This is a genomic window from Variovorax sp. GW821-FHT06D12, from assembly GCF_059419205.1.
This window is the reverse complement of sequence record NZ_JBWKRI010000001.1, coordinates 53,979-77,255: the sequence shown is the minus strand read 5'-3', so window position 1 is coordinate 77,255 and position 23,277 is coordinate 53,979. Positions and strand designations below refer to the sequence as shown.

Annotated in this window: 22 protein-coding genes; 2 read left to right on the top strand and 20 right to left on the bottom strand. The window is 66.4% G+C overall.

What is annotated here, in order from left to right; all coding sequences use genetic code 11:
• Positions 1–81: 81 nt before the first annotated feature.
• Together ftsH and AC07SQ_RS00365 are read right to left on the bottom strand one after the other, a co-directional pair.
• Entirely contained in the window at positions 82–1,998 is a 1,917-nt protein-coding gene (gene ftsH, locus AC07SQ_RS00370; RefSeq protein ID WP_062471558.1) for an ATP-dependent zinc metalloprotease FtsH, read from the bottom strand.
• 166 nt (positions 1,999–2,164) lie between these two features.
• Positions 2,165–2,833: an RlmE family RNA methyltransferase gene (locus AC07SQ_RS00365; protein ID WP_495271397.1), complete on the bottom strand. Its 669-nt coding sequence runs from the start codon at positions 2,831–2,833 to the stop codon at positions 2,165–2,167.
• A gap of 33 nt (positions 2,834–2,866) precedes the next feature.
• Between AC07SQ_RS00365 and AC07SQ_RS00360 the strand changes: the two genes are divergently transcribed.
• Together AC07SQ_RS00360 and AC07SQ_RS00355 are read left to right on the top strand one after the other, a co-directional pair.
• Complete coding sequence (locus tag AC07SQ_RS00360; protein ID WP_062471564.1) at positions 2,867–3,346, top strand: YhbY family RNA-binding protein; 480 nt, start codon at positions 2,867–2,869, stop codon at positions 3,344–3,346.
• A gap of 41 nt (positions 3,347–3,387) precedes the next feature.
• Entirely contained in the window at positions 3,388–4,107 is a 720-nt protein-coding gene (locus AC07SQ_RS00355; RefSeq protein WP_167395020.1) for a glycosyltransferase, read from the top strand.
• A 36-nt stretch (positions 4,108–4,143) separates the two neighbouring features.
• Here the strand turns inward: AC07SQ_RS00355 and AC07SQ_RS00350 are convergent, their stop codons facing one another.
• The 18 genes from AC07SQ_RS00350 to frr all read right to left on the bottom strand — a co-directional run bounded on the left by AC07SQ_RS00350 (position 4,144) and on the right by frr (position 23,268).
• Entirely contained in the window at positions 4,144–4,566 is a 423-nt protein-coding gene (locus tag AC07SQ_RS00350) for a DUF4149 domain-containing protein (RefSeq protein ID WP_495271398.1), read from the bottom strand.
• Positions 4,567–4,571: 5 nt separating this feature from the next.
• Positions 4,572–5,048 carry a transcription elongation factor GreA gene (gene greA, locus AC07SQ_RS00345; RefSeq protein ID WP_056518766.1) on the bottom strand — a complete coding sequence of 159 codons (477 nt, stop codon included), beginning with the start codon at positions 5,046–5,048 and terminating at the stop codon, positions 4,572–4,574.
• Positions 5,049–5,114: 66 nt separating this feature from the next.
• The gene (gene kdoO, locus AC07SQ_RS00340; RefSeq protein ID WP_492696039.1) at positions 5,115–5,984 is read right to left on the bottom strand and encodes a Kdo hydroxylase KdoO; all 870 of its coding nucleotides are present in this window, start codon (positions 5,982–5,984) and stop codon (positions 5,115–5,117) included.
• A 12-nt stretch (positions 5,985–5,996) separates the two neighbouring features.
• Entirely contained in the window at positions 5,997–9,245 is a 3,249-nt protein-coding gene (gene carB, locus AC07SQ_RS00335) for a carbamoyl-phosphate synthase large subunit (RefSeq protein WP_495271399.1), read from the bottom strand.
• The gene (gene carA, locus AC07SQ_RS00330; RefSeq protein ID WP_495271400.1) at positions 9,238–10,422 is read right to left on the bottom strand and encodes a glutamine-hydrolyzing carbamoyl-phosphate synthase small subunit; all 1,185 of its coding nucleotides are present in this window, start codon (positions 10,420–10,422) and stop codon (positions 9,238–9,240) included. The genes carB and carA overlap by 8 nt, the downstream gene beginning before the upstream one ends.
• A gap of 142 nt (positions 10,423–10,564) precedes the next feature.
• Positions 10,565–11,350, bottom strand: coding sequence for a TrmH family RNA methyltransferase (locus AC07SQ_RS00325; protein ID WP_495271401.1), 786 nt, complete (start codon positions 11,348–11,350; stop codon positions 10,565–10,567).
• A 7-nt stretch (positions 11,351–11,357) separates the two neighbouring features.
• The gene (gene rnhB / locus AC07SQ_RS00320) at positions 11,358–12,089 is read right to left on the bottom strand and encodes a ribonuclease HII (protein ID WP_495271402.1); all 732 of its coding nucleotides are present in this window, start codon (positions 12,087–12,089) and stop codon (positions 11,358–11,360) included.
• Positions 12,061–13,209 (bottom strand): lipid-A-disaccharide synthase, encoded by a 1,149-nt coding sequence (gene lpxB, locus AC07SQ_RS00315; RefSeq protein WP_495271403.1) that lies wholly within the window; start codon positions 13,207–13,209, stop codon positions 12,061–12,063. The genes rnhB and lpxB overlap by 29 nt, the downstream gene beginning before the upstream one ends.
• Before the next feature lie 10 nt (positions 13,210–13,219).
• Complete coding sequence (lpxA, locus tag AC07SQ_RS00310) at positions 13,220–14,008, bottom strand: acyl-ACP--UDP-N-acetylglucosamine O-acyltransferase (RefSeq protein ID WP_487847046.1); 789 nt, start codon at positions 14,006–14,008, stop codon at positions 13,220–13,222.
• 25 nt (positions 14,009–14,033) lie between these two features.
• Positions 14,034–14,489, bottom strand: coding sequence for a 3-hydroxyacyl-ACP dehydratase FabZ (fabZ, locus tag AC07SQ_RS00305; RefSeq protein ID WP_056582588.1), 456 nt, complete (start codon positions 14,487–14,489; stop codon positions 14,034–14,036).
• 23 nt (positions 14,490–14,512) lie between these two features.
• Positions 14,513–15,490, bottom strand: a complete 978-nt coding sequence (gene lpxD / locus AC07SQ_RS00300; protein ID WP_495271404.1) for a UDP-3-O-(3-hydroxymyristoyl)glucosamine N-acyltransferase — start codon at positions 15,488–15,490, stop codon at positions 14,513–14,515.
• Positions 15,491–15,504: 14 nt separating this feature from the next.
• Positions 15,505–16,050 (bottom strand): OmpH/Skp family outer membrane protein, encoded by a 546-nt coding sequence (locus tag AC07SQ_RS00295; protein ID WP_070060531.1) that lies wholly within the window; start codon positions 16,048–16,050, stop codon positions 15,505–15,507.
• A complete protein-coding gene (gene bamA, locus AC07SQ_RS00290) occupies positions 16,051–18,483 on the bottom strand; it encodes an outer membrane protein assembly factor BamA (RefSeq protein WP_062471595.1) in 2,433 nt (810 codons plus the stop codon).
• A 38-nt stretch (positions 18,484–18,521) separates the two neighbouring features.
• Complete coding sequence (gene rseP / locus AC07SQ_RS00285) at positions 18,522–19,895, bottom strand: RIP metalloprotease RseP (protein WP_495271405.1); 1,374 nt, start codon at positions 19,893–19,895, stop codon at positions 18,522–18,524.
• Between the two features lie 24 nt (positions 19,896–19,919).
• Complete coding sequence (gene ispC / locus AC07SQ_RS00280) at positions 19,920–21,107, bottom strand: 1-deoxy-D-xylulose-5-phosphate reductoisomerase (protein ID WP_495271406.1); 1,188 nt, start codon at positions 21,105–21,107, stop codon at positions 19,920–19,922.
• Complete coding sequence (locus tag AC07SQ_RS00275; protein ID WP_070060528.1) at positions 21,104–21,949, bottom strand: phosphatidate cytidylyltransferase; 846 nt, start codon at positions 21,947–21,949, stop codon at positions 21,104–21,106. Before AC07SQ_RS00275 ends, ispC begins: the two co-directional genes overlap by 4 nt.
• 24 nt (positions 21,950–21,973) lie before the next feature.
• Positions 21,974–22,699, bottom strand: coding sequence for a polyprenyl diphosphate synthase (gene uppS / locus AC07SQ_RS00270; RefSeq protein WP_062471606.1), 726 nt, complete (start codon positions 22,697–22,699; stop codon positions 21,974–21,976).
• 8 nt (positions 22,700–22,707) lie between these two features.
• A complete protein-coding gene (gene frr, locus AC07SQ_RS00265; RefSeq protein WP_062471609.1) occupies positions 22,708–23,268 on the bottom strand; it encodes a ribosome recycling factor in 561 nt (186 codons plus the stop codon).
• Positions 23,269–23,277: the final 9 nt, after the last annotated feature.

The following is a 23,277-nucleotide window of genomic DNA, read 5'->3' as shown; positions in this document are numbered from 1 at the left end:
GAGGTCTGCCAAACCGCACCATCTGGCTCACCATGGAAAACGGGGCCAGGGGCCCCGTTGTTGCTTGATTTCAAGCCCACCTCAAGCGGCGGTCGGCGCCGGATCAGGATTGACGGCCGGCGTGCCACCACTGCCGCCGCTGCCCGAAGGCGGAATGCGCGGCGTCCAGTCCTTGGGCGGACGCGGTGCGCGGCCGGCCATGATGTCGTCGAGCTGTTCGCTGTCGATGGTTTCCCATTCGAGCAGCGCCTTGGCCATGGCGTGCATCTTGTCGCTGTTCTCTTCGATGAGGCGGCGCGCCAGGGCGTACTGCTCGTCGATGATGCGGCGCACCTCGCCGTCGACCTTTTCCATGGTCTGCTCACTCATGTTCGTGGTCTTGGTGACCGAGCGGCCCAGGAACACTTCGCCTTCGTTCTCGGCGTAGACCATCGGGCCCAGCGCGTCGGTCATGCCGTAGCGCGTGACCATGTCGCGGGCGATGGAGGTCGCGCGCTCGAAGTCGTTGCTGGCGCCGGTGGTCATCTGGTGCATGAACACTTCTTCGGCGATGCGGCCACCGAACAGCATGCTGATCTGGTTCAGCATGTACTCGCGGTCGTAGCTGTAGCGGTCCTGCGACGGCAGGCTCATGGTCACGCCGAGGGCGCGGCCACGCGGAATGATCGTGACCTTGTGGACCGGGTCGCACTTGGGCAGCAGCTTGCCGATGAGGGCATGGCCGGACTCATGGTAGGCCGTGTTGCGGCGCTCTTCCTCGGGCATGACCATGCTCTTGCGCTCGGGGCCCATGAAGATCTTGTCCTTGGCCTTCTCGAAGTCCTGCATCTCGACCACGCGCGCATTGCGGCGGGCGGCCATCAGGGCGGCTTCGTTGCACAGGTTGGCCAGGTCGGCACCCGACATGCCGGGCGTGCCGCGGGCGATGACGCTCGGGTTCACGTCCTGGCCCAGCGGGACCTTGCGCATGTGGACGGCCAGGATCTGCTCGCGGCCGCGGATATCGGGCAGCGTGACGTACACCTGACGGTCGAAACGGCCCGGGCGCAGCAGCGCGGCGTCGAGGATGTCTGGGCGGTTGGTGGCAGCCACCACGATCACGCCGAGGTTGGTTTCGAAGCCGTCCATCTCGACCAGCATCTGGTTGAGGGTTTGCTCGCGCTCGTCGTTGCCGCCGCCGAGACCGGCGCCGCGCTGGCGACCCACCGCATCGATTTCGTCGATGAAGATGATGCAGGGCGCGTTCTTCTTGGCGTTCTCGAACATGTCGCGCACGCGGGCCGCACCCACGCCGACGAACATTTCAACGAAGTCGGAACCCGAGATCGAGAAGAACGGCACCTTGGCTTCGCCGGCGATCGACTTGGCCAGCAGCGTCTTGCCGGTGCCCGGAGGGCCGACCAGCAGCAGGCCGCGCGGAATGCGGCCGCCGAGTTTCTGGAAGCGCTGCGGGTCTTTCAGGAAGTCGACGACTTCACGGACTTCTTCTTTTGCCTCGTCGCAGCCTGCGACGTCGGCGAAGGTCACCGTGTTGTTGTTCTCGTCCATCATGCGGGCCTTGCTCTTGCCGAAGCTGAACGCCCCGCCCTTGCCGCCGCCCTGCATCTGGCGCATGAAGTAGATCCAGACGCCGATCAGCAGCAGCATCGGGCCCCAGCTGACCAGCAGGGTCATGAGGAGCGAGCCTTCTTCGCGCGGCTTGACGTCGAACTTGACGTTGTGGTCGATCAGGTCGCCCACGAGGCCGCGGTCGAGGACCGTGGCGGTCGTGCGGATCTTGCGATCGTCGTTGGTGACGGCGACGATCTCGCCGCCGCCAGCGCCTTCAGGAATGATGGCGCTCTTGATCTGGTTGTTGCGGACCTGGTCCAGGAACTCGGAATAGCTCACCGTTCCCGAGCCGACGCCACCGCGGGTGTCGAACTGCTTGAACACAGTGAACAACACCATGGCAATGACGAGCCATACGGCAACTTTGGAAAACCACTGATTGTTCAAACGAAGCTCCAGTCGAAAGCGCGTGACGGGAATATGAAATACGCGCTGAGGGTACGCAATTGCGCCCCATTTTAGGCTTTTCAAGCTGCGAAAAGCGGACATTTCCCTATAGCAGCCATAGGCTGACAAGGGTTTGCGCCCCTGGAGGGCACCCTGCGGCAAGGTATCAATGCGTATCGAGCGCCTTCAATCCCCTGCCGATGAGGAAGGTCTCGGCCGATTTGTCGCGCGATGCCTTGGGCTTGAGCGGCTTCACGACGCGGAAATTGGCCTTGAACATCTTGACCAATTCGTCGTACCCGCTGCCGTGGAAGACCTTGGCCACCAATGCCCCTTCGGGCTTCATGTGGTGCTGGGCGAAGTCGATGGCCAGCTCGATCAGGTGCGCCACCCGGGCGGCGTCGGCCGAATGGATGCCCGACAGGTTGGGCGCCATGTCGGACACCACCAGGTCGGCCTTGCGGCCGTCCAGCACCTCCAGCAGCTGCGCCAGCAGCGCATCTTCGCGGAAATCGCCCTGCAGGAAGGTCACGCCTTCGATGGGCTCCATCGGCAGCAGGTCGAGCGAGATGATGGTGCCGTTGAGGTCGCCGACCGCCGCCCCGCCGGGCGACATGCGCCGCCGCAGGTACTGGCTCCAGGCGCCCGGGGTCGAGCCCAGGTCGACCACCAGCTGGCCGGGCTTGACCAGCCCGAGCGACTCGTCGATTTCCTTGAGCTTGTAAGCCGCGCGGGCGCGGTAGCCCTCTCTGGTCGCGAGCTTCACGTAGGGGTCGTTGATGTGGTCGTGAAGCCACGCCTTGTTGACTTTTTTGCTTTTGGCTTTGGTGCTCATGAGGGTGTTCGTGTACGCGTCGATAATACGGGGATGCCCGCCATTCAACTTACCCCTGCCGAGCGCAAGGTGCACCGCGCCGAAGCTCACCACCTGGATCCGATCGTCATGGTCGGTGGAGACGGGCTCACCCCTGCCGTGAAAAAGGAGGCCGACGCGGCCCTGAAGGCCCATGGCCTGATCAAGGTGCGCGTCTTCTCCGACGACCGCCTCGCCCGAGACGCCATGCTCCAGGAGCTCGCCGACGAGCTCGACGCCGCCCCGATCCAGCACATCGGCAAGCTGCTCGTGCTGTGGCGCCCGAAGCCCGAAAAAGAGCGTGTCATCGACGAAGACCGCATGCCCGGCCCGCGGGACGTGAAGATCGTCAAGTACAGCAAGCGCGGCGGCCAGCGCCCTGAAATCAAGACCCTGCGCGTGCTCGGCAACCAGCGCCTGACCCCTGGCGGCACCATCAAGCGCGCCAAGGCCAAGCGTCCGCTGTCGGCCAAGAAACGCAACCAGGCGGACTGAACTTGGTGGCAGCGCAAGGCGCCCAGCGCCATATCCTCTGCATGAAGTGGGGCACCAAGTACGGCCCCGAGTACGTCAACCGGCTCTACGCCATGGTGCGCCGCCACCTCAGCGGCGACTTCAAGTTCGTCTGCCTGACCGACGACGGCAACGGCATCCGCCCCGAAGTGACGTGCCTGCCCATTCCACCGCTCAACCTCCAGCTGGCCCCGGGCCAGCGCGACGGCGCCTGGAAGAAGCTCACGACCTTCGAGCAGGACCTGCACGGCCTGCGCGGCACAGCCCTCTTCCTGGACGTCGACGTGGTCATCGTCGGCAGCCTGGACGCCTTCTTCGAGCAGCCCGGCGAATTCCTGATCATTCACGACTACGCCCGCCCCTGGCGGCGCGAGCGGATCACGGGCAATTCATCGGTCTACCGCTTCGAACTGGGTGCCCATGCCGACGTGCTGGCGTACTTCCGCGCCAACATGGACAAGGTGCAGGCCGAATACCGCAACGAGCAGGCCTACCTGTCGGACGTGCTGCACAAGCAGGGCAAGCTGGCCTACTGGCCGGCCGCCTGGTGCCCGAGCTTCAAGTACCACGGCATCCCGACCTGGCCGACCAACTACTGGGAAGAGCCCTTCGTGCCCGAAGGCGCCCGTGTGATGGTGTTCCACGGCGAGTGCAACCCGCCCGATGCGCTGGCGGGACGGCGCAACCGCGCCTTCCGCTACATCCGGCCGGCGAGCTGGGTCGCCAAGCACTGGAAAGAGTAAAGCTGGAGGGCGGCCGATGTGTGTCGCCGCCCCGGTTCAGCGTGGCGCCCGGGCGGCGCCGCCCATGCGCCACAGCAACGTGCCGGCGCACGCCCACTGAACGAAATACATGCCGGTGCCAATGGCGTGCCACAGCTTGAGGTTGTCGCGCGCCACGATGCGCGGCGCCACGGCGTACTGCTGCAACAGCGCCAGCAGCAACGCCGCCAGCACCAGGAAGATGGCCGTCAACACCGGTTGGGTCATGCCATCGTCGGCCTTCTGGCGGAAATGGATCAGCAGGATCAGCCCGCAGCCGATGGCGATCCAGCTTTGCGCCTCGAACAGCTGGGCGGCGAAATTGCCGGCCACCGCCGGATTGCCGAGCCGGGCGAACAGCATCGGCACGACCAGGAAACCGATGGTGCTGAGGCTGCCCCACCAGAGGGCCGCCAGCATCAGCGCGACGCGGTCTTTCATCCGATTCAGAGGTAGCGGACCGCCACGATCTCGTAGCGCTTGAGGCCGCCCGGCGCCTGCACTTCGGCCGTGTCGCCCTCTTCCTTGCCGATCAGCGCGCGCGCGATCGGGCTGGAGATGTTGATCAGGCCAAGCTTCAGGTCGGCTTCGTCTTCGCCCACGATCTGGTACTTGACGGCATCGCCCGACTCTTCTTCTTCGAGTTCGACGGTCGAGCCGAACACCACCTTGCCACCGGCATCGAGCTCGCTCGGGTCGATGATCTGCGCGGCCGAGAGCTTGCCTTCGACTTCCTGGATGCGCCCTTCGATGAAGCCCTGGCGGTCCTTGGCGACTTCGTATTCGGCGTTTTCGCTCAGGTCGCCCTGGGCGCGTGCCTCGGAAATGGCGTTGATGACCCAGGGACGGTCGACCGTCTTGAGCTGGTGCAGTTCGGCACGCAGTTTTTCAGCGCCGCGCTTGGTGATCGGAATGGTGGCCATGTTGTTGGTTCTCCATAAAGCGAAACCGCCGAACGCTGCCGTTCGGCGGTCGATTGAGGGAATTGATCAGACGAGTGTGCGTCCGGTCAGCCGGCTCAGGATGGCGAGCGGGCTCGATTCGGGATTGTATTGCTTCGATGCGGCCAGATGAAGGGTCTGCTCGAGCATGTACTGGCCCGCCATCACGGCGTGCGAGGTCTGGTCCGAGAAGCACACCCACACCGAGCCCGGCGGGAACTTGGCCGTTTCCTGCGGCGAGTTTTCCTGGTACGCCATGTCCGACTTCATGCCGTCGTGCAGCTGCAGCATCAGGTGGTCGTACTCGCTGCGGAACGACTTGGTGACGTGCAGCGCCTGCAGCAACTTGGCCTGCCAGCGCGCATAGGGCTTGGCCCGCGGCAGGAAGCGCTTGGCGATGTCCTCGAAAGGCTCGCCCACGCGCCACACGCGCGGTGCGCCGTCGGGATTGACGTTGGTAAACACGCGCAGGATGCGCTCGCCGTAATTGGGCCGCGACGGGAACGCATCGACGTGCAGGCGCCGGTCGTCGGCGCGCCACGACTGCACGCGCGTCTCGACCTGGGCCGGCCGGTAGCTGGTCGGCGCCAGGCGCAGGGCCGGCGTGTAGTGCGGCAGCAGGCCATGGATGAGCTGCTGCGCCTGCGTGCGAAAACGCTTCACCATCGCCGCCGTGGCACGCTGCACCGCCTCGTCACCGACGGCGCCCTTGAGCTTGCCGTGGGCGTCGAGGCTGATGTTGCGCACGTCGGGCGACAGCAGGCTGGGCGTCAGCAGGCTGCGCTCTTCGGGCAGCAGCTCGAAGCCCAGCCGCGGGAAGTACAGCACCTTGCCGGCTTCCAGTTCCGCGATCCACGCCTCGTTGGGCGTGGCTGCATTCCAGTCCGCGAGGTCCAGTTCGACCAGCTGCGTTTCCATGGCGGTGCCCGGTCAGGCAGCGGCCAGCTGCGCGTGCATCTCCTGCACCGAGATCACGCCCAGCTCGTCCATGAAGCCCATGCCTTCGACCGCGGCTTCGGCGCCGAAGATCGTGGTGAAGGTCGTCACGCGTGCCAGCAGTGCCGAGGTGCGGATCTGGCGCGAGTCGGTGATCGCGTTGCGGCGCTCTTCCACCGTGTTGATGACCAAGGCAATCTCGTTGTTCTTGATCATGTCCACGATGTGCGGGCGGCCTTCGGTCACCTTGTTGACCGTCTCGCAGGCGATGCCGGCGGCGCTGATGGCCGCGGCGGTGCCTTTGGTGGCGACCAGCTCGAAGCCCAGCTTGGCCAGGCCGCGCGCCACTTCGACGGCGCGTGCCTTGTCGTTGTTCTTCACCGAAATGAAGGCCTTGCCCGACTTGGGCAGCAACGTGCCCGCGCCCAGCTGCGACTTCACGAAGGCTTCGCCGAAGGTCTTGCCCACGCCCATGACTTCGCCGGTCGACTTCATCTCGGGGCCGAGGATGGTGTCCACGCCCGGGAACTTGACGAACGGGAACACGGCTTCCTTCACGCTGAAGTACGGCGGCGTGACTTCCTTGGTCACGCCCTGCGACGCGAGCGACTGGCCGGCCATGCAGCGTGCCGCCACCTTGGCCAGCTGGATGCCCGTGGCCTTGCTCACGTAAGGCACGGTGCGCGATGCACGCGGGTTCACTTCGAGCACGTAGATGACGTCCTTGCCGTCCTTCTGCTGGATGGCGAACTGCACGTTCATCAGGCCGACCACGTTCAGCGCGGCGGCCATGGCAGCGCTCTGGCGCTTCAGCTCGGCCACCGTGTCGGCGTTCAGGCTGTAGGGCGGCAGCGAGCAGGCGGAGTCGCCCGAGTGCACGCCGGCCTGTTCGATGTGTTCCATCACGCCGCCGATCAGCGTGCCGCCTTCGGCATCGCGGATGCAGTCGACGTCGCATTCGACGGCGTCGTTCAGGAAGCGGTCGAGCAGCACCGGCGAGTCGTTGCTGACCTTCACGGCCTCGCGCATGTAGCGCTCGAGATCGCGCTGCTCGTGCACGATTTCCATCGCACGGCCGCCGAGCACGTAGCTCGGACGCACCACCAGCGGGTAGCCCAGGGCCGCAGCCTTTTCGAGCGCTTCGGGTTCGGTGCGCGCGGTGGCGTTCGGTGGCTGGCGCAGGCCCAGCTCGTGCAGCAGCTTCTGGAAGCGCTCACGGTCTTCGGCCGCATCGATCATGTCGGGCGAGGTGCCGATGATCGGCACGCCGTTGGCTTCGAGGTCGAGCGCGAGCTTCAACGGCGTCTGACCGCCGTACTGCACGATCACGCCGAGCGGCTTTTCCTTGTCGACGATCTCGAGCACGTCTTCGAGCGTCAGCGGCTCGAAGTACAGACGGTCCGAGGTGTCGTAGTCGGTCGACACGGTCTCGGGATTGCAGTTGACCATGATGGTCTCGTAGCCGTCTTCGCGCATGGCGAGCGCGGCGTGCACGCAGCAGTAGTCGAACTCGATGCCCTGGCCGATGCGGTTGGGACCGCCGCCGAGCACCATGATCTTCTTCTTGTCCGTCGGGTCGGCCTCGCACTCGTCCTCGTAGGTCGAGTACATGTAGGCGGTGTTGGTCGCGAACTCGGCTGCGCAGGTGTCCACGCGCTTGTAGACCGGGCGCACGCCCAGGGTGCGGCGCTTCTCGCGGATGGCCGTGTCGGTGGTCTTGAGCTGCTTGGCCAGGCGACGGTCGGAGAAGCCCTTCTTCTTGAGCGCGAGCAGCGTGTCCTTGTCGATGTCGTCGAGCGACTTGGTTTCCAGCTCGAGTTCGATCTTCACGATCTCTTCGATCTGCACCAGGAACCACGGGTCGATCTTGGTCAGCGCGAACACTTCATCGACGCTCAGGCCCATGGCGAAGGCGTCGCCCACGTACCAGATGCGCTCGGGACCGGGCTCGCCCAGTTCCTTCTCGAGCACTTCGCGGTCCTGCGTCTTCTCGTTCAGGCCATCGACGCCCACTTCGAGGCCGCGCAGGGCCTTCTGGAACGATTCCTGGAAGGTGCGGCCCATGGCCATCACCTCGCCCACCGACTTCATCTGCGTCGTGAGACGCGAGTCGGCCTGCGGGAATTTCTCGAACGCGAAACGCGGGATCTTGGTGACCACGTAGTCGATCGACGGCTCGAACGACGCGGGCGTGGCACCGCCGGTGATTTCGTTGCGCAGCTCGTCGAGCGTGTAGCCCACAGCCAGCTTGGCGGCGACCTTGGCGATCGGGAAGCCCGTGGCCTTGGAGGCCAGCGCCGAGGAACGCGACACGCGCGGGTTCATCTCGATGACGACCATGCGGCCGTCCTTCGGGTTGATGGAGAACTGCACGTTCGAGCCGCCGGTGTCGACGCCGATCTCACGCAGCACGGCCAGCGAGGCGTTCCGCAGGATCTGGTATTCCTTGTCGGACAGCGTCTGCGCGGGGGCCACGGTGATCGAGTCGCCGGTGTGCACGCCCATCGGATCGAGGTTTTCGATCGAGCAGACGATGATGCAGTTGTCGGCCTTGTCGCGCACGACTTCCATCTCGTACTCTTTCCAGCCGAGCAGCGACTCTTCGATCAGCAGCTCGTTGGTGGGCGAGGCCTCGATGCCGCGCTTGCAGATGGTCTCGAATTCTTCCGGGTTGTAGGCGATGCCGCCGCCGGTGCCGCCCAGCGTGAAGCTGGGGCGGATGACGACCGGGAAGCCGACCGTCTTCTGCACGGCCCACGCCTCGTCGAGCGTGTGGGCGATGCCCGAACGCGCCGAGCCCAGGCCGATCTTGGTCATCGCGTCCTTGAACTTCAGGCGGTCCTCGGCCTTGTCGATGGCTTCCGGCGTGGCGCCGATCAGCTCGATCGGGCGGTTCGTGGCCGTGCCGGTGTACTTGTCGAGCACGCCGTTGCGCCACAGGTCGAGCGCGCAGTTCAGCGCGGTCTGGCCGCCCATGGTCGGCAGGATCGCGTCGGGGCGCTCCTTGGCGATGATTTTTTCAACCGTCTGCCAGGTGATGGGCTCGATGTAGGTGACGTCGGCCGTGGCCGGATCGGTCATGATCGTCGCGGGGTTGCTGTTGATCAGAATGACCTTGTAGCCCTCTTCGCGCAGCGCCTTGCAGGCCTGCACGCCAGAGTAGTCGAACTCGCAAGCCTGGCCGATGATGATCGGGCCGGCGCCGATGATGAGGATCGATTTGAGATCGGTGCGCTTAGGCATTCTTGTTCTCCGTCTTGTGCTTTTCCATGAGTGCCGTGAAGCGATCGAACAGGTAGCCGATGTCGTGCGGGCCCGGCGAGGCTTCGGGGTGGCCCTGGAAGCAGAACGCGGGCTTGTCGGTGCGCGCCAGGCCCTGCAGCGTGTTGTCGAACAGGCTGATGTGGGTGGGACGCAGGTTGGCCGGCAGCGACTTCTCGTCGACCGCGAAGCCGTGGTTCTGGCTGGTGATGCTCACGCAGCCGTTGTCCAGGTCCTTCACCGGATGGTTCGCGCCGTGGTGGCCGAACTTCATCTTGAAGGTCTTGGCGCCCGAGGCGAGCGCCATGATCTGGTGGCCCAGGCAGATGCCGAAGGTGGGAATGCCGGTTTCGATCAGCTCCTTGACGGCGCTGATGGCGTAGTCGCAGGGCTCCGGGTCGCCAGGGCCGTTGGCCAGGAAGATGCCATCGGGCTTGAGCTTGAGCACGTCGGCCGCGGGCGTCTGCGCCGGCACCACGGTGATGCGCGCGCCACGCTGCGCGATCATGCGCAGGATGTTCTTCTTGACGCCGTAGTCGAACGCAACCACGTGGAACTGCGGCGTGATCTGCACGCCGTAGCCCGCGCCGAGCTTCCACTCGGTCTCGGTCCATTCGTAGGTCTGCTTGACCGACACCACCTTGGCCAGGTCGAGGCCAGCCATGCTGGGCGCGGCCTTGGCGGCGGCGATGGCCTTGTCGATCAGCGCCTGCGTCACGGTCTCGCCCGCGGCCAGGCCCAGGATGCAGCCGTTCTGCGCGCCGTGGGTGCGCAGGTGGCGCGTGAGCTTGCGGGTGTCGATGTTCGCGATGGCCACCGTGTTGCCGGACACGAGGTACTCGGTCAGCGTGGCGGTCTTGCGGAAGTTGGAAGCGACGAGGGGCAGGTCCTTGATGATCAGGCCTGCGGCATGGATCTTGTCGGCCTCGATGTCCTCGCCGTTGACACCATAGTTGCCGATGTGCGGATACGTCAGGGTGACGATCTGCTGGCAGTAGCTGGGGTCGGTGAGGATTTCCTGGTAACCGGTCATCGCGGTGTTGAACACCACTTCACCGGTCGTGGAGCCGGCGGCTCCGATCGAGTTGCCGAGAAAGACCGTGCCGTCTGCGAGCGCCAGGATGGCGGGCGGGAAACTTCCCTTGAGAGACAAAAGCACTGGGTTCTCCGGATGGTTACGGTCGCCCGGAGCCCCAGGCGCGTTGCCTGCGGACTGCTGCTTAAGGGGATTTTGGCGTTGAAGGCGGCCGGGCGACGCTGATTTGCGAGTAAGCCCCCGATTGTAGCCCGGACTGGGTGTGTTATTTGGCCTGCAGGGCTGCTCCGCTTGCGTGCAGGCAGATGGCGGCAGCCGCCGCCACATTGAGCGACTCCTCGCCGCCCGGTTGCGCGATGCGGATGTGGTGGGCGGCCCGGGCCTCCAGCGCGGCCGAAACGCCCTGCCCCTCGTGGCCCATCAGCCAGGCGCAGGGGTGCGGCAGATCGGCCTTGTGCAGCCATTCGCCCCGGTGCGAACTGGTGGCCACCAGCGGCACCCGCAGCGCGTCGAGCGCGTCGATGTCCACGCCTTCGACCAGCCGCAGGCCGAAGTGGGCCCCCATGCCGGCGCGCAGCACCTTCGGCGCCCACAGCGCGGCCGTGCCCTTGAGCGTGATCACCTGGGTAAAGCCGAAAGCCGCCGCGCTGCGCAGGATGGAGCCGGCATTGCCGGCGTCCTGCAGGCGGTCGAGCACCACGCTCGGGGCGTCGGGCAGGATTTCGGGCCGCGGCGGCAGGTCGAGCACGAAGCCCATCGGCGCGGGCGACTCCAGGCCGCTGACCGCACGCAACAGGTCGTCGGCAACCACTACCGTTTTGATAGCGCTTTGCACCCATTCAGCGGGCGCCGAAGGCCAGAACACCTCCGAGAACACTGCCACCGCCGGCTTGACGCCGCGGGCCAGTGCTGCGCGGCACAGGTGATCGCCCTCGAGCCAGAGGCGACCCAGCTTGCGGTAGGCGCCGGGGTCCTGCGCGAGCTTGCGCAGGTCCTTGAGCAAAGGGTTGTCGCGCGAGCTGATGTGGCTCGGGCCGGTGTCGGTGGTCATGGCAGGCTCAGAGGGCGGCGCGCGGATCGAGGCGTGCGCTCTGGTTTTCGGCGGCACCGATCACGAGGGTCGCTGGCACCTCGCCGGTCACAACGGTAACGCCCGAAGTCGCAGCGGCCGTGCGCGCCAGCGCCGCCGCCACCGGACTGAACGATCGACGGTGGTGCACGCAGGCGCCGTGGCGTTGCAGCGCTTCGAGGTGCTCACGCGTGCCGTAGCCCTTGTGGCCGGCGAAGCCGTAATTCGGAAATTCGTCGTGCAGCTGCGTGCAGAGCCGGTCGCGGTGCACCTTGGCCAGGATGGATGCGGCAGAGATCGCCTTGACCCGCGCATCGCCCTTGACGATGGCCTCGGCCAGCACATCGAGCCGGGGCAGCCGGTTGCCGTCCACCAGCACCTTGACCGGCTTCAGCCGCAGCCCTTCGACCGCGCGACGCATCGCGAGCATCGTGGCCTGCAGGATGTTGAGGCTGTCGATCTCCTCGACCGAGGCCTGCGCGATCGAGCAGCACAGTGCCTTGGCCAGGATCTGGTCGTGCAGGCGTTCGCGCTGCAGGGCCGTGAGCGTCTTGGAGTCGGCCAGGCCGCGGATCGGGCGCAGGTCGTCGAGGATCACGGCCGCGGCCACCACGGGGCCGGCCAGCGGCCCGCGCCCTGCCTCGTCGACGCCCGCCATCAGGCCGGGCGCGTCCCACACCAGCGGGGCCTGCTCAGCCTTCAAGAACTTTCTGGATCGCATCGGCGCACAGTGTGGGCGTGTCGCGCTGCAATTGCACATGCAGCGCGGAAAATCTTTGTTGCAGCGCCTGCGTCTTCGCGGGCGCGTCGAGCCATTCGAGCGTGGCCTGTGCCAGCGCCTCGGGCGTGGCGGCTTCCTGCAGCAACTCCGGCACCACGAACTCGCGGCACAGGATGTTCGGCAGCCCGACCCAGGGCTGCAGCTGCTTGCGCTGCATCAGGCGCCACGAGAGGCCGTTCATGTTGTAGGCGATGACCATCGGCCGCTTGAACAGCGCCGCCTCGAGCGTGGCCGTGCCGCTGGCGATCAGCGTGACGTCGCAGGCGGCGAGCGCGGCATGGGACTGGCCGTCGAGCAGCTTCACCCGCCCGGCCATGCCGGCGGCCTGCAGCAGGCTTTCGACCTCGGCGCGCAACCCCGGCAGGATCGGCGCGATGAACTGCAGCTTCGGCTTGGCCTTCTGCATCAGCGCCGCAGCAGCGAAGAAGCGGGCCGCGAGATAACGGATCTCGGAACGCCGGCTGCCAGGCAGCAGCGCGACGACTTGCGCCTCGGGGTCCAGCCCCAGTGCGGCGCGGGCGGCGGCGCGATCGGGCGTCATCGGGATCACGTTGGCAATCGGATGGCCCACATAGCTCGCGGCCACGCCCTGCTTTTCGAGCAATTCGGGCTCGAACGGGAAGATGCACAGCACGTGGTCGGCGGCGGCGCGGATCTTGTCGATGCGGTCGGCGCGCCAGGCCCAGATCGAGGGACAGACAAAATGAACCGTCTTGATGCCCTCGCTGCGCAGGCCGGCTTCGAGGTCGAGATTGAAATCGGGCGCGTCGACGCCGATGAACAGCTCGGGGCGCTCGCGCAGCAGCCGGGCCTTGAGCTGGCGGCGGATGCCGGCGATCTCGGCGTAGTGCCGAAGCACCTCGATGTAGCCGCGCACCGCCAGCTTTTCCTGCGGCCACCAGCTCTGGAAGCCATGGGCCAGCATGCGCGGACCGCCGATGCCGACGGTCTGCAAGGCAGGCCAGCGGGCTTCGAGGCCGTCGAGCAGCAAGGCCGCGAGCAGGTCGCCGGACGCTTCGCCCGCGACCAGCGCGAAGCGGCGCTGCTCGTTCGTGCTCATCGCGCCCATGTCAGCGCGCGATGCCGCGCGTTGAATGAGCGAGGAAGGCCTCCATCAGCGCGACATCGCCGGCGGCCTCGGGCATCTCCGCCGCGAGCTCGGCGATGGCGGCGCGCGCCTCTTCGAGCGTCTTGCCCTGCCGGTACAGCAGGCGGTGCATCTGCTTGACCGCCGCGAGCCGCTGCGCCGAGAAATCGCGCCGGCGCAGGCCCACGATGTTGAACCCGCGAACCGCCAGCGGATTGCCGTCGACCAGCATGAAGGGTGGCACGTCCTGCGAGATCGCGCTCGCGAAGCCGACCATGGCGTGCGCGCCGATCGAGACGAACTGATGGATGCCGGTCAGGCCGCCGATCGTGACCCAGTCGGCCAGGTGCACGTGCCCGGCCAGCGTGGTGTTGTTGGACAGCGTCGTGTGGTTGTCGACCCGGCAGTCGTGCGCGATGTGCGTGTACGCCATGATCCAGTTGTCGTTGCCGACACGCGTGATGCCCCCTGCCCCGGGCACGCCGAGGTTGAAGGTGCAGAACTCGCGGATCACGTTGCGGTCGCCGATGGTCAGCTCGGTCGGCTCGCCCGCGTACTTCTTGTCTTGCGGAATCGCACCGAGCGACGAGAACTGGAAGATCCTGTTGTCGCGCCCGATGGTCGTGCGCCCTTCGATCACGCAATGCGCGCCGATGGTGGTGCCCGCGCCGATCCGCACGTGCGGGCCGATCACGGTGTAGGGACCGACCGACACCGAGGCGTCGAGCTGGGCCTTCGGGTCGACGATCGCGGTCGAATGAACCTGGGTCATGCCTTGCAAGAGACGATGAGCCGGATCAGCTGTTGATCTGGCGCATGGCGCACATCAGCGAGGCTTCGCACGCCAGTTCGCTGCCCACGAGCGCACGGCCCTTGAACTTCGAGATGCCGGCCTTCATGCGCTCGATCTCGACTTCCAGCGTGAGCTGGTCGCCCGGCTCCACGGGGCGCTTGAAGCGCGCGCCGTCGATGGCCGCAAAGTAGTAGACCGTGTTGTCGTCGGGCACGATGTCCAGCGAGCGGAACGACAGCAGCGCCGCGGCCTGCGCCATGGCTTCGAGCATCAGCACGCCCGGCATCACCGGACGGTGCGGGAAGTGGCCGTTGAAGAAGGGCTCGTTCATCGTCACGTTCTTGAGGGCCGTGATGCGCTTGCCCTTCTCCATGCTCAACACCCGGTCTACCAGGAGAAACGGGTAGCGATGCGGCAGCAACTTGAGAATTTGGTGGATATCGAGCGTCGTGTCCGTCATGGTGTTCTGTTCCTGCATCGTCGTCATTGTTTCGAGGGGGCTTTTTCCAGCGCCTTCAGTCGTTCGCGCAGGCTGTGCAACTGCTTGAGTGTTGCCGCATTCTTTTCCCAGTTCGCATTGTCATCGATCGGAAACATGCCGGTGTACTGGCCGGCCTTGCGGATGGAGCGTGTCACCACGGTCGCCGCCGACACATGCACGCCGTCGGCCACCGTGAGGTGACCCAGCACGATGGCGCCGCCGCCGAAGGTGCAATTCGCGCCGATGGTGGCACTGCCGGCCACGCCGACGCAGCCCGCCATCGCCGTGTGCTTGCCGACGCGCACGTTGTGGCCGATCTGGATCAGGTTGTCGAGCTTCACGCCGTCTTCGATCACGGTGTCGTCGAGCGCGCCGCGGTCGATGCAGGTGTTGGCGCCTATCTCGACGTCGTTGCCGATGCGCACCGCGCCCAGCTGCTCGATCTTGACCCAGGCGCCCTGGTGCGGCGCGAGGCCGAAGCCGTCGGCCCCGATCACCGCGCCGGGGTGCAGCAGGCAGCGCTCGCCGATGGTGCAGTCTTCGCTGACCGTGACGCGCGACTTCAGCACGGTGCCCGCACCGATGCGCGCGCCCCGCTCCACCACGCACAACGCGCCGATGCGCGCGGTGGCGTCAATCTGGGCCTCGGGATGAATCACGGCGGACGGGTGGATGCGGTCGGCTTCCGGGCGCGCATGGTGCGCTTTCCACAGCTGCGTCAGGCGCGCAAAGTAGTAGTACGGGTCGGGCGTGACGATGTAGGCGCCACGCGCCGCGGCAGCCTCGCGCATGGCGGGCGACACGATGACACAGGCCGCCTTGGAGGCGGCCAGTTCCTGCTGGTATTTGGGATGGCTCAGGAAGCTGAGCGCATCGGGCTGTGCATTCTGAAGCGGCGCGAGCCGCTCGATGGACAGCGTGGCATCTCCATGAAGCTCGCCCCCGAGGGCGTCAACGATGGCTCCGAGCTGCAGCGACACGCCGGTTCGCGGCGTTACTTGCCGGCCGCAGGCGCAGAGGAGCCGACCGACGCGTTGAGCGCCTTGATCACCTTGTCGGTGATGTCGTGCTTCGGGTTGATGTAGATCGCTTCCTGGAGGATGGCGTCGTACTTTTCGGCTTCGGCGACCTGCTTGACCACGCGGTTGGCGCGCTCGTAGACCTGCTGGAGCTCTTCGTTCTTGCGCGCGTTCAGGTCTTCCTGGAACTCGCGGCGCTTGCGCTGGAAGTCGCGGTCCTGGTCGACCAGCGAACGCTGGCGCGAGACGCGCTGGCTTTCCGACAGGGTCGGTGCCTCGCGCTCGAACTTCTCCGAGGCCGTCTTCAGCGCATCGCCCTGCACGGTCAGGTCCTTTTCGCGCTTGAGGAATTCAGCCTCGAGCTTGGCTTGCGCGGTCTTGGCCGGCTGCGCTTCGCGCAGCACACGGTCGGGGTTCACGAAACCGATGCGAAAGCTTTCCTGGGCCTGCGCGGGCGCAGCCATGAGGGCAAAAGCGGGAATCAGGAACGCGCCGGCGGCGGCGCGAATCAAATGCTTCATTTAGAAAGACGTTCCGATCTGGAATTGGAGGCGCTGAATTCTATCCTTCGGGATCACGACGAACCCGGTGCTCGGATCCGTCACTTCCTTCTGGGACTTGACGGGGAAGGCGTAGGCCAGGCGCAGCGGGCCCAGCGGCGAGATCCAGCTGATGCCCAGGCCGACCGAGGCGCGCAGCTTCTTCTGGGCCTTCCATTGCTCGTCCGTCACGTTGGGTGCACGGGAGCCGAACACGTTACCGACGTCGAAGAAGCCGTACAGGCGCAGCGTGCGGTCGTTGCCGGCGCCGGGGAACGGCGTGCTCAGCTCGGCGTTGAAGATGGCCTTCTTGGTACCGCCCAGTGCCGCGCCTTCGGTCTGGCCGAGTAGCGGCTGGTCGCGCGGGCCCAGCGAGTTCTGCTCGAAACCGCGGATCGACCCCAGGCCACCGGCGTAGAAGTTCTTGAAGATCGGGTAGACCTTGCCACCGAAGGCCTTGGCATAGCCCACTTCGCCGTTGATGGCGAAGGTGTACTGCTTGTTGATCGCGAAGAACTGCTGGTACTGGTAGCTGGTCTTCAGGTACTTCATGTCGCCGCCCACGCCCAACTCGAGGTTGGCGCGCTGCAGACGACCGGTGGTCGGGACCAGTGCGCTGTCGCGGCTGTCGCGGCCCCAGCCCACGGTCAGCGGGATGCCCCAGACGCTCTTCTGGTCGCAGCTGGTGACGAACCAGCCGGTCGCGTCCTTGCCGCAATGGAAGTAGTTCAGGTACGACTGCGGCGTGGTGAGGCCGGCGAGCGCCGAGCGGTTCGGGTCGAACGCGTAACGCTCCAGGCCGACGCCGAAGAAGACGGTGTCGAGTTCGCTGAACGGCACGCCGAAACGGATCGAGGCGCCCTGGTTCACCAGCTTGTAGTCGCCGTCTTCGTTCGTGGAGTACGGGCGCGTCGTCGTGTGGTACACGCTGATCGTGCGCGAGATGCCGTCTTTCGTGAAGTACGGGTCGGTGGTGGTCAGCGACAGCGTGCGGTTGTACTTGCTGGTGTTGACCTGCACGCCCAGGAAGTTGCCCGAGCCGAACACGTTTTCCTGCGAGATGCCGAAGGTCAGCGCGACCTTTTCCGCGCTCGAGTAGCCGGCGCCCAGCTGCAGCGTGCCGGTGGGCTTTTCGGCCACGTTGACGGTCAGATCGACTTGGTCGGGCGAGCCCGGCACTTCCTGGGTCTCGACGTTCACTTCGGTGAAGAAGCCCAGGCGGTCCACGCGGTCGCGCGAAACCTTGATCTTGTCGCCGTCGTACCACGAGGCTTCGAACTGGCGGAACTCGCGGCGGATCACTTCGTCGCGCGTCTTGTTGTTGCCGCCGACCGACACGCGGCGCACGTACACGCGGCGCGAAGGCTCGGCCTGCAGCGTGAGCGTGACGCGGTTGTTCACGCGGTCGATGTCCGGACGCGCCTGCACGCGGGCGAAGGCGTAGCCGAAGGTGCCGAAGTAGTCGCTGAAGGCCTTGGTGGTCTCCGTGACCTGCTCGCCGTTGTAGGGCTCGCCGGGCTTGATCGTGATGAGCGACTTGAACTCGTCGTCGCGGCCCAGGTAGTTGCCGTCGAGCTTGATGCCCGCCACCACGAACTTCTCGCCTTCGGTGATGTTCACCGTGACGCTCAGGTCCTTGCGGTCCGGCGAAATGGCGACCTGGGTCGAATCGATGCGGAACTCGAGGTAGCCTCGGGTGATGTAGTAGCTCTTCAGTGTCTCGAGGTCGGCGTTGAGCTTGGCGCGCGAGTACTGGTTCGACTTGGTGTACCAGCTCATGAAGCCGCCGCTGTCCTGGTCGAACAGGCTCAGCAGCGTCGATTCGCTGAAGGCCTTGTTGCCGACCACGTGCACTTCGCGGATGCGGGCGGATTCGCCTTCGGTCACGGTGAACGTCAGGTTCACGCGGTTGCGCTCGATGGGCGTGACCGTGGTCACGACGTTCGCGTTGTACAGGCTGCGGCTCACGTACTGGCGCTTGAGCTCCTGCTCCGCGCGGTCGGCCAGCGCCTTGTCGTACGGGCGGCCGTCGGCCAGCCCGATTTCACGCAGCGCCTTCTGCAGCGCCGCCTTGTCGAATTCCTTGGCGCCGACGAAGTCGACGTCGGCGATGGTGGGCCGCTCTTCGACGATCACCACCAGCACGTTGCCGTTGACGTCGATGCGCACGTCCTTGAACAACCCCAGGTCGAACAGCGCGCGGATCGCGGCCGAGCCGCGTTCGTCGCTGTAGGTGTCGCCCACACGCAAGGGCAGCGACCCGAAGATCGTGCCGGCCTCGACGCGTTGCAAGCCTTCGACGCGGATATCGCGCACCGTGAAAGGCTCGACGGCCCAAGCGGCCGTGGCCGCCAGCGTGCTGGCCACCACCGCGGCAACGCTACGCAGGCGAAAGCGACTGAAGTTTGTGTTCATCTGTGAATTGGGCCGGCACGGAAAGGGCCGGCAGAAAGTTAACCAAAGAGCCGCGTGACGTCGTTGAAGAGTGCGACCGACATCATCACCAGCAGCAAGGCGACACCGCCACGCTGCAGCCGTTCCATCCAGGCGTCGGAGACGCTTTTCCCGGTCAGGCCCTCCCAAAGATAATACATCAGGTGCCCCCCATCGAGGACCGGCAGCGGCATCAGGTTGAGCACCCCGAGGCTCACGCTGATGAGCGCGAGAAAGACCAGGTACTGCGTCAGACCGAGGCTGGCGGACTTGCCGGCGTAATCAGCAATTGTTAAGGGACCGCTCAGGTTCTTGATCGAGGCCTCACCGATCAGCATCTTGCCCATCATGCGAACCGTGAGCGCGGACACCTCCCAGGTGCGCACCACGCCACGCCAGACGCCGTCGATGACGCCCTGGCGCACCGTGACCATCTCCGGCGGCGCGCCGACGTAGGCGCCGATGCGCGCGACATTGGCTGCGCCCTCTTCGCGCACTTCCGGCTTGACTTCGAGCGAGAGCGGCTGGCCGCCGCGCTGGAGCTGCCAGGTCTGTGTGCGCGCCTGCCCGGAGGCATCGATCGAGGCACGGATGACTTCGCGCAGCTGCTGCCCGTCGAGGATGGGGGTATCGCCAATGGCCAGGACCAGGTCGCCGTGGCGAAGGCCCGAACGCTCCGCCGCGCTGCCCGCCATGACCTCGCCGATCTCGGGACGGGTCAGCGGTGCGACCACGCCGATCTTACGGAACATCTGCGGATCGGCGTCCTTGGCCTCCATGCGGCTCAGCGGCAGGACCAGCTGGCGACCGGGCCGACCGCCCTCGCCCGCCACTTCGAGCGTGAGGTCGCGGCCGTCGAGCGCGCCGCGCGTCATACGCCAGCGCAGGTCTTCGAAGGACTGGACCGGCGACAGGTCGCCGTCGAAACCGGCCTGGGTGATGTGTTCGCCGCCGCGCAGTCCCGCCGACTCGGCCAGCGACGCCGCCACCGGCCGGGCCAGCTTGGCCACAGGCTCGTCGACGCCGATCCAGTTGACGGCCGTGTACAGAACGACCGCCAGCAGCAGGTTGGCGATCGGGCCGGCGGCCACGATGGCCGCGCGCGAGCGCAGCGGCTGGGTGTTGAAGGCGCGGTGCCGCTCCTCGGGCGCCACGGGGCCTTCGCGCTCATCGAGCATCTTGACGTAGCCGCCGAAGGGAAAGGCGCCGATCACGAACTCGGTCTGCTGCCCCGGATGCTGGCGCTTGGGCTGCCAGCGCAGGAGGGCCTTGCCGAAGCCGACCGAGAAACGCTCCACCTTGACGCCGCAGGCCACGGCCATGCGGTAGTGGCCGTATTCGTGGACCGCGATGAGGACGCCGAGAGCGACCACAAAAGCTATGACGGTGAGCATCGGGGTCCTCTGCGCAGTAGGGAATCAGGCCGCGAAACGTGCCGCGGCGGCATTGGCCGCCTCGCGGGCGCTGGCGTCGAGCGCCAGCAGGTCGGCCAGCGATGCCGGCTTGGAGGGCATGACCGCCTCCAAAGTTTCCAGGTTGACCGCATGAATGCGATCGAAACGCAGGCGCCGGTCGAGAAAGGCGGCCACCGCCACCTCGTTGGCCGCATTCAGCACCGCCGTGGTGCCCGAAGCGGCACGCAAGGCCTGCCATGCCAGCCCCAGCCCGGGGAACAGCGCAGGATCGGGCGCGTCGAAGGTCAGCGAGCCCATCTGGCGGAAATCGAGCCGTGCCGCCCCGCTCTCGACGCGCTCCGGCCAGGCCAGCCCGACCGCGATCGGCACCCGCATGTCGGGCGTGCCGAGTTGGGCGATGACCGAGGCGTCGGTGAACTGCACCATCGAATGGACCACGCTCTGCGGGTGGATGACGACCTCGATCTGCTCCGGCGACACGCCGAACAGGTGGCGCGCCTCGATCACCTCGAGCGCCTTGTTCATCATCGTGGCCGAGTCGACCGAGATCTTGCGGCCCATGACCCAGTTCGGGTGCGCACAGGCCTGCTCGGGCGTCACGGCGCCCAGCGTGTCGGGCGCGCGGGTGCGGAACGGGCCGCCCGACGCCGTCAGGATGATCTTGTCGATGCGCCGCGCCCAGGTGGACGGGTCTTCGGGCAGCGACTGGAAAATGGCCGAATGCTCGCTGTCGATGGGCAGCAGCGTGGCGCCGCCCTCCTGCACCGTGCGCATGAACAGCTCGCCGCCGACGACCAGGGCTTCCTTGTTGGCCAGCAGCAGGCGCTTGCCGGCGCGCGCGGCGGCCAGGCACGGCGCCAGGCCGGCGGCACCGACGATGGCGGCCATCACGGCATCGACTTCGTCGTCCGACGCTATTCTTTCGAGAGCACCGTCGCCCATCAGGACGCGGGTCGGCAGGTTGTTCTGCTTGAGCTTTTCGGCCAGCAGCGCGGCATGCGGCGCACTCGCCATGACGGCGAAGCGCGGCGAGAAGCGCGCGCATTGGGCCAGCAGCTCGTCGACCTTGGTGGCCGCCGAGAGCGCAAACACCTCGAAGCGTTCGGGGTGGCGGGCAATGACGTCGAGCGTGCTGACACCGACCGAACCGGTCGAGCCGAGCACCGTGACACGTTGTTTGGGAGTGTTCACAGGAAAGCCAGCATCATGGCAATGGGAAGTGCCGGCAAGAGGGCATCCACGCGGTCGAGCACGCCGCCGTGGCCGGGCAGCAGCCGGCTGCTGTCCTTGGCGCCGGCGCTGCGCTTGATCAGCGATTCGACGAGGTCGCCGACGACGCTCATCGCCGCCAGGAACACCGCCCCGATCAACAGCAGCCACCAGCCGCGCTCATGCAGGCGGGTGTAGAGGCTGGGCACCGTGGCGCCCAGGCTCTTGTCGGCCCAGACCCAGGCGAACGCCAGCACGATGACGCCGGCCATGCCGCCCCAGACACCTTCCCAGCTCTTGCCGGGGCTGATGGCGGGCGCCAGCTTGGCGCGCGTGAACTTCAGGCCGAAGGCGCGGCCGGCGAAATAGGCGAACACGTCCGCCACCCAGACCAACACCAGGATCGACAGCAGAAAGTTGATGCCGACCATGCGTGCCTGCACCGCCGCGAGCCACGCGACCCACAGCGCCAGCAGGCCGCCCACCAGCCGCAGCCCGCGCGGAATGCGCGGCCAGCCGGGCACCGCGACGCGCAGCAACGCCGCGCCGCCGAGCACCCAGGCCGCACTGGCCAGGGACCACATGAGGAACAGGCGCTGCTCCAGCAGCCCCAGCCACCACGACAGCCCGCACAGCGCCACCATCTCGGCGCCCAGGAACAGCGACATACCCTGCCCGTAGCCGTTCAGGCGCCCCCACTCCCACGCAGCGGCGCCGATCAGCACCAGCATTACGCAGGCGAAGGGAATGTGGTTTCGATAGAACAGCGCCGGCAGCAGGATCGCGAGCAGCACGATCGCCGTGAGGATGCGTTGTTTGAGCATGCGGAGGGTGGTGTCGGGCCGTTGTCAGGCCGCGGAAGCCGAGACCTGCGCCGAGGTCTGGCCGAAGCGACGCTCGCGGCCCTGGAACGCGGCAATGGCCTCGTCCAGTGCGGCTTCGTCGAACTCGGGCCACAGCTTGTCGCTGAAGAACAGCTCGGCGTAGGCACTCTGCCAAAGCAGGAAATTCGACAGCCGCTGCTCGCCACCCGTGCGGATGAACAGGTCGGGGTCGGGCACGTGGGCCAGCGCCATGGCGCGATCGAGGTTCATCTCGGTCATGGGCAGGCCCTGCTCGGCAAGCTTGGCCGCGGCGCGCGCGATGTCCCAGCGCCCGCCGTAGTTGAAGCAGATGTTGAGAATCAGACGCGTGTTGTGCGCCGTGGTCTGCTCGGCCGACACCAGGCCGGCCACCATCTTGTCGGACAGGCCGGCGCGTTCACCCACGAAATGCAGCCGCACGCCATCGGCGTTGAGGCGCGGCACTTCGCGTGCGAGTGCCCCGACCATCAGCTGCATCAGGCCGGAGACTTCTTCAGGGGGACGGTTCCAGTTCTCCGAGGAGAACGCGAACACGGTGAGCACGCCCACGCCACGGTCGGCGCAGGCCTTGACGCAGCGCCGCAGCGACTCCACGCCCTGCTTGTGCCCCGCCACGCGGGGCAGGAAGCGCTTGGTGGCCCACCGGCCATTGCCATCCATGACGATGGCAACGTGGTGCGGAGGGGGCGTCGTCTGCGGCGAGGAGGCCATGCGGAGCCTCAAACGGCCATGATCTCCGCTTCTTTCGCGGCGACCAGACGGTCGATTTCCGCGATGTGCTTGTCGGTGACCTTCTGGATGTCGCCTTCGGCGCGCTTCTGGTCATCTTCCGAGGCCAGCTTGTCCTTCACGAGCTTCTTGACCGCCTCGTTCGCGTCACGGCGCAGGTTGCGCGTGGCGATCTTGGCGCTTTCGCCTTCGTTGCGGACCAGCTTGGTCATTTCCTTGCGGCGCTCTTCGCTCATGGCGGGCAGCGGCACGCGGATCAGGTCGCCCATTGACGCCGGGTTCAGGCCCAGGTCGCTTTCGCGGATGGCCTTCTCGATCTTGGCGCCCATGCCCTTTTCCCAGGGCTGGACGCTGATGGTGCGCGAATCGAGCACCGACACGTTGGCCACCTGGCTCAGCGGCACCTGCGAGCCGTAGTACTCGACATGGATCGAGTCGAGCAGCGCCGAATTGGCGCGGCCCGTGCGGATCTTGGTGAGGTTGTTCTGGAAGGCGGCGAGCGACTGGTTCATCTTCGCGTCGGTCGCACTGCGAATGTCTGCAATGGTCATCTCATTTAC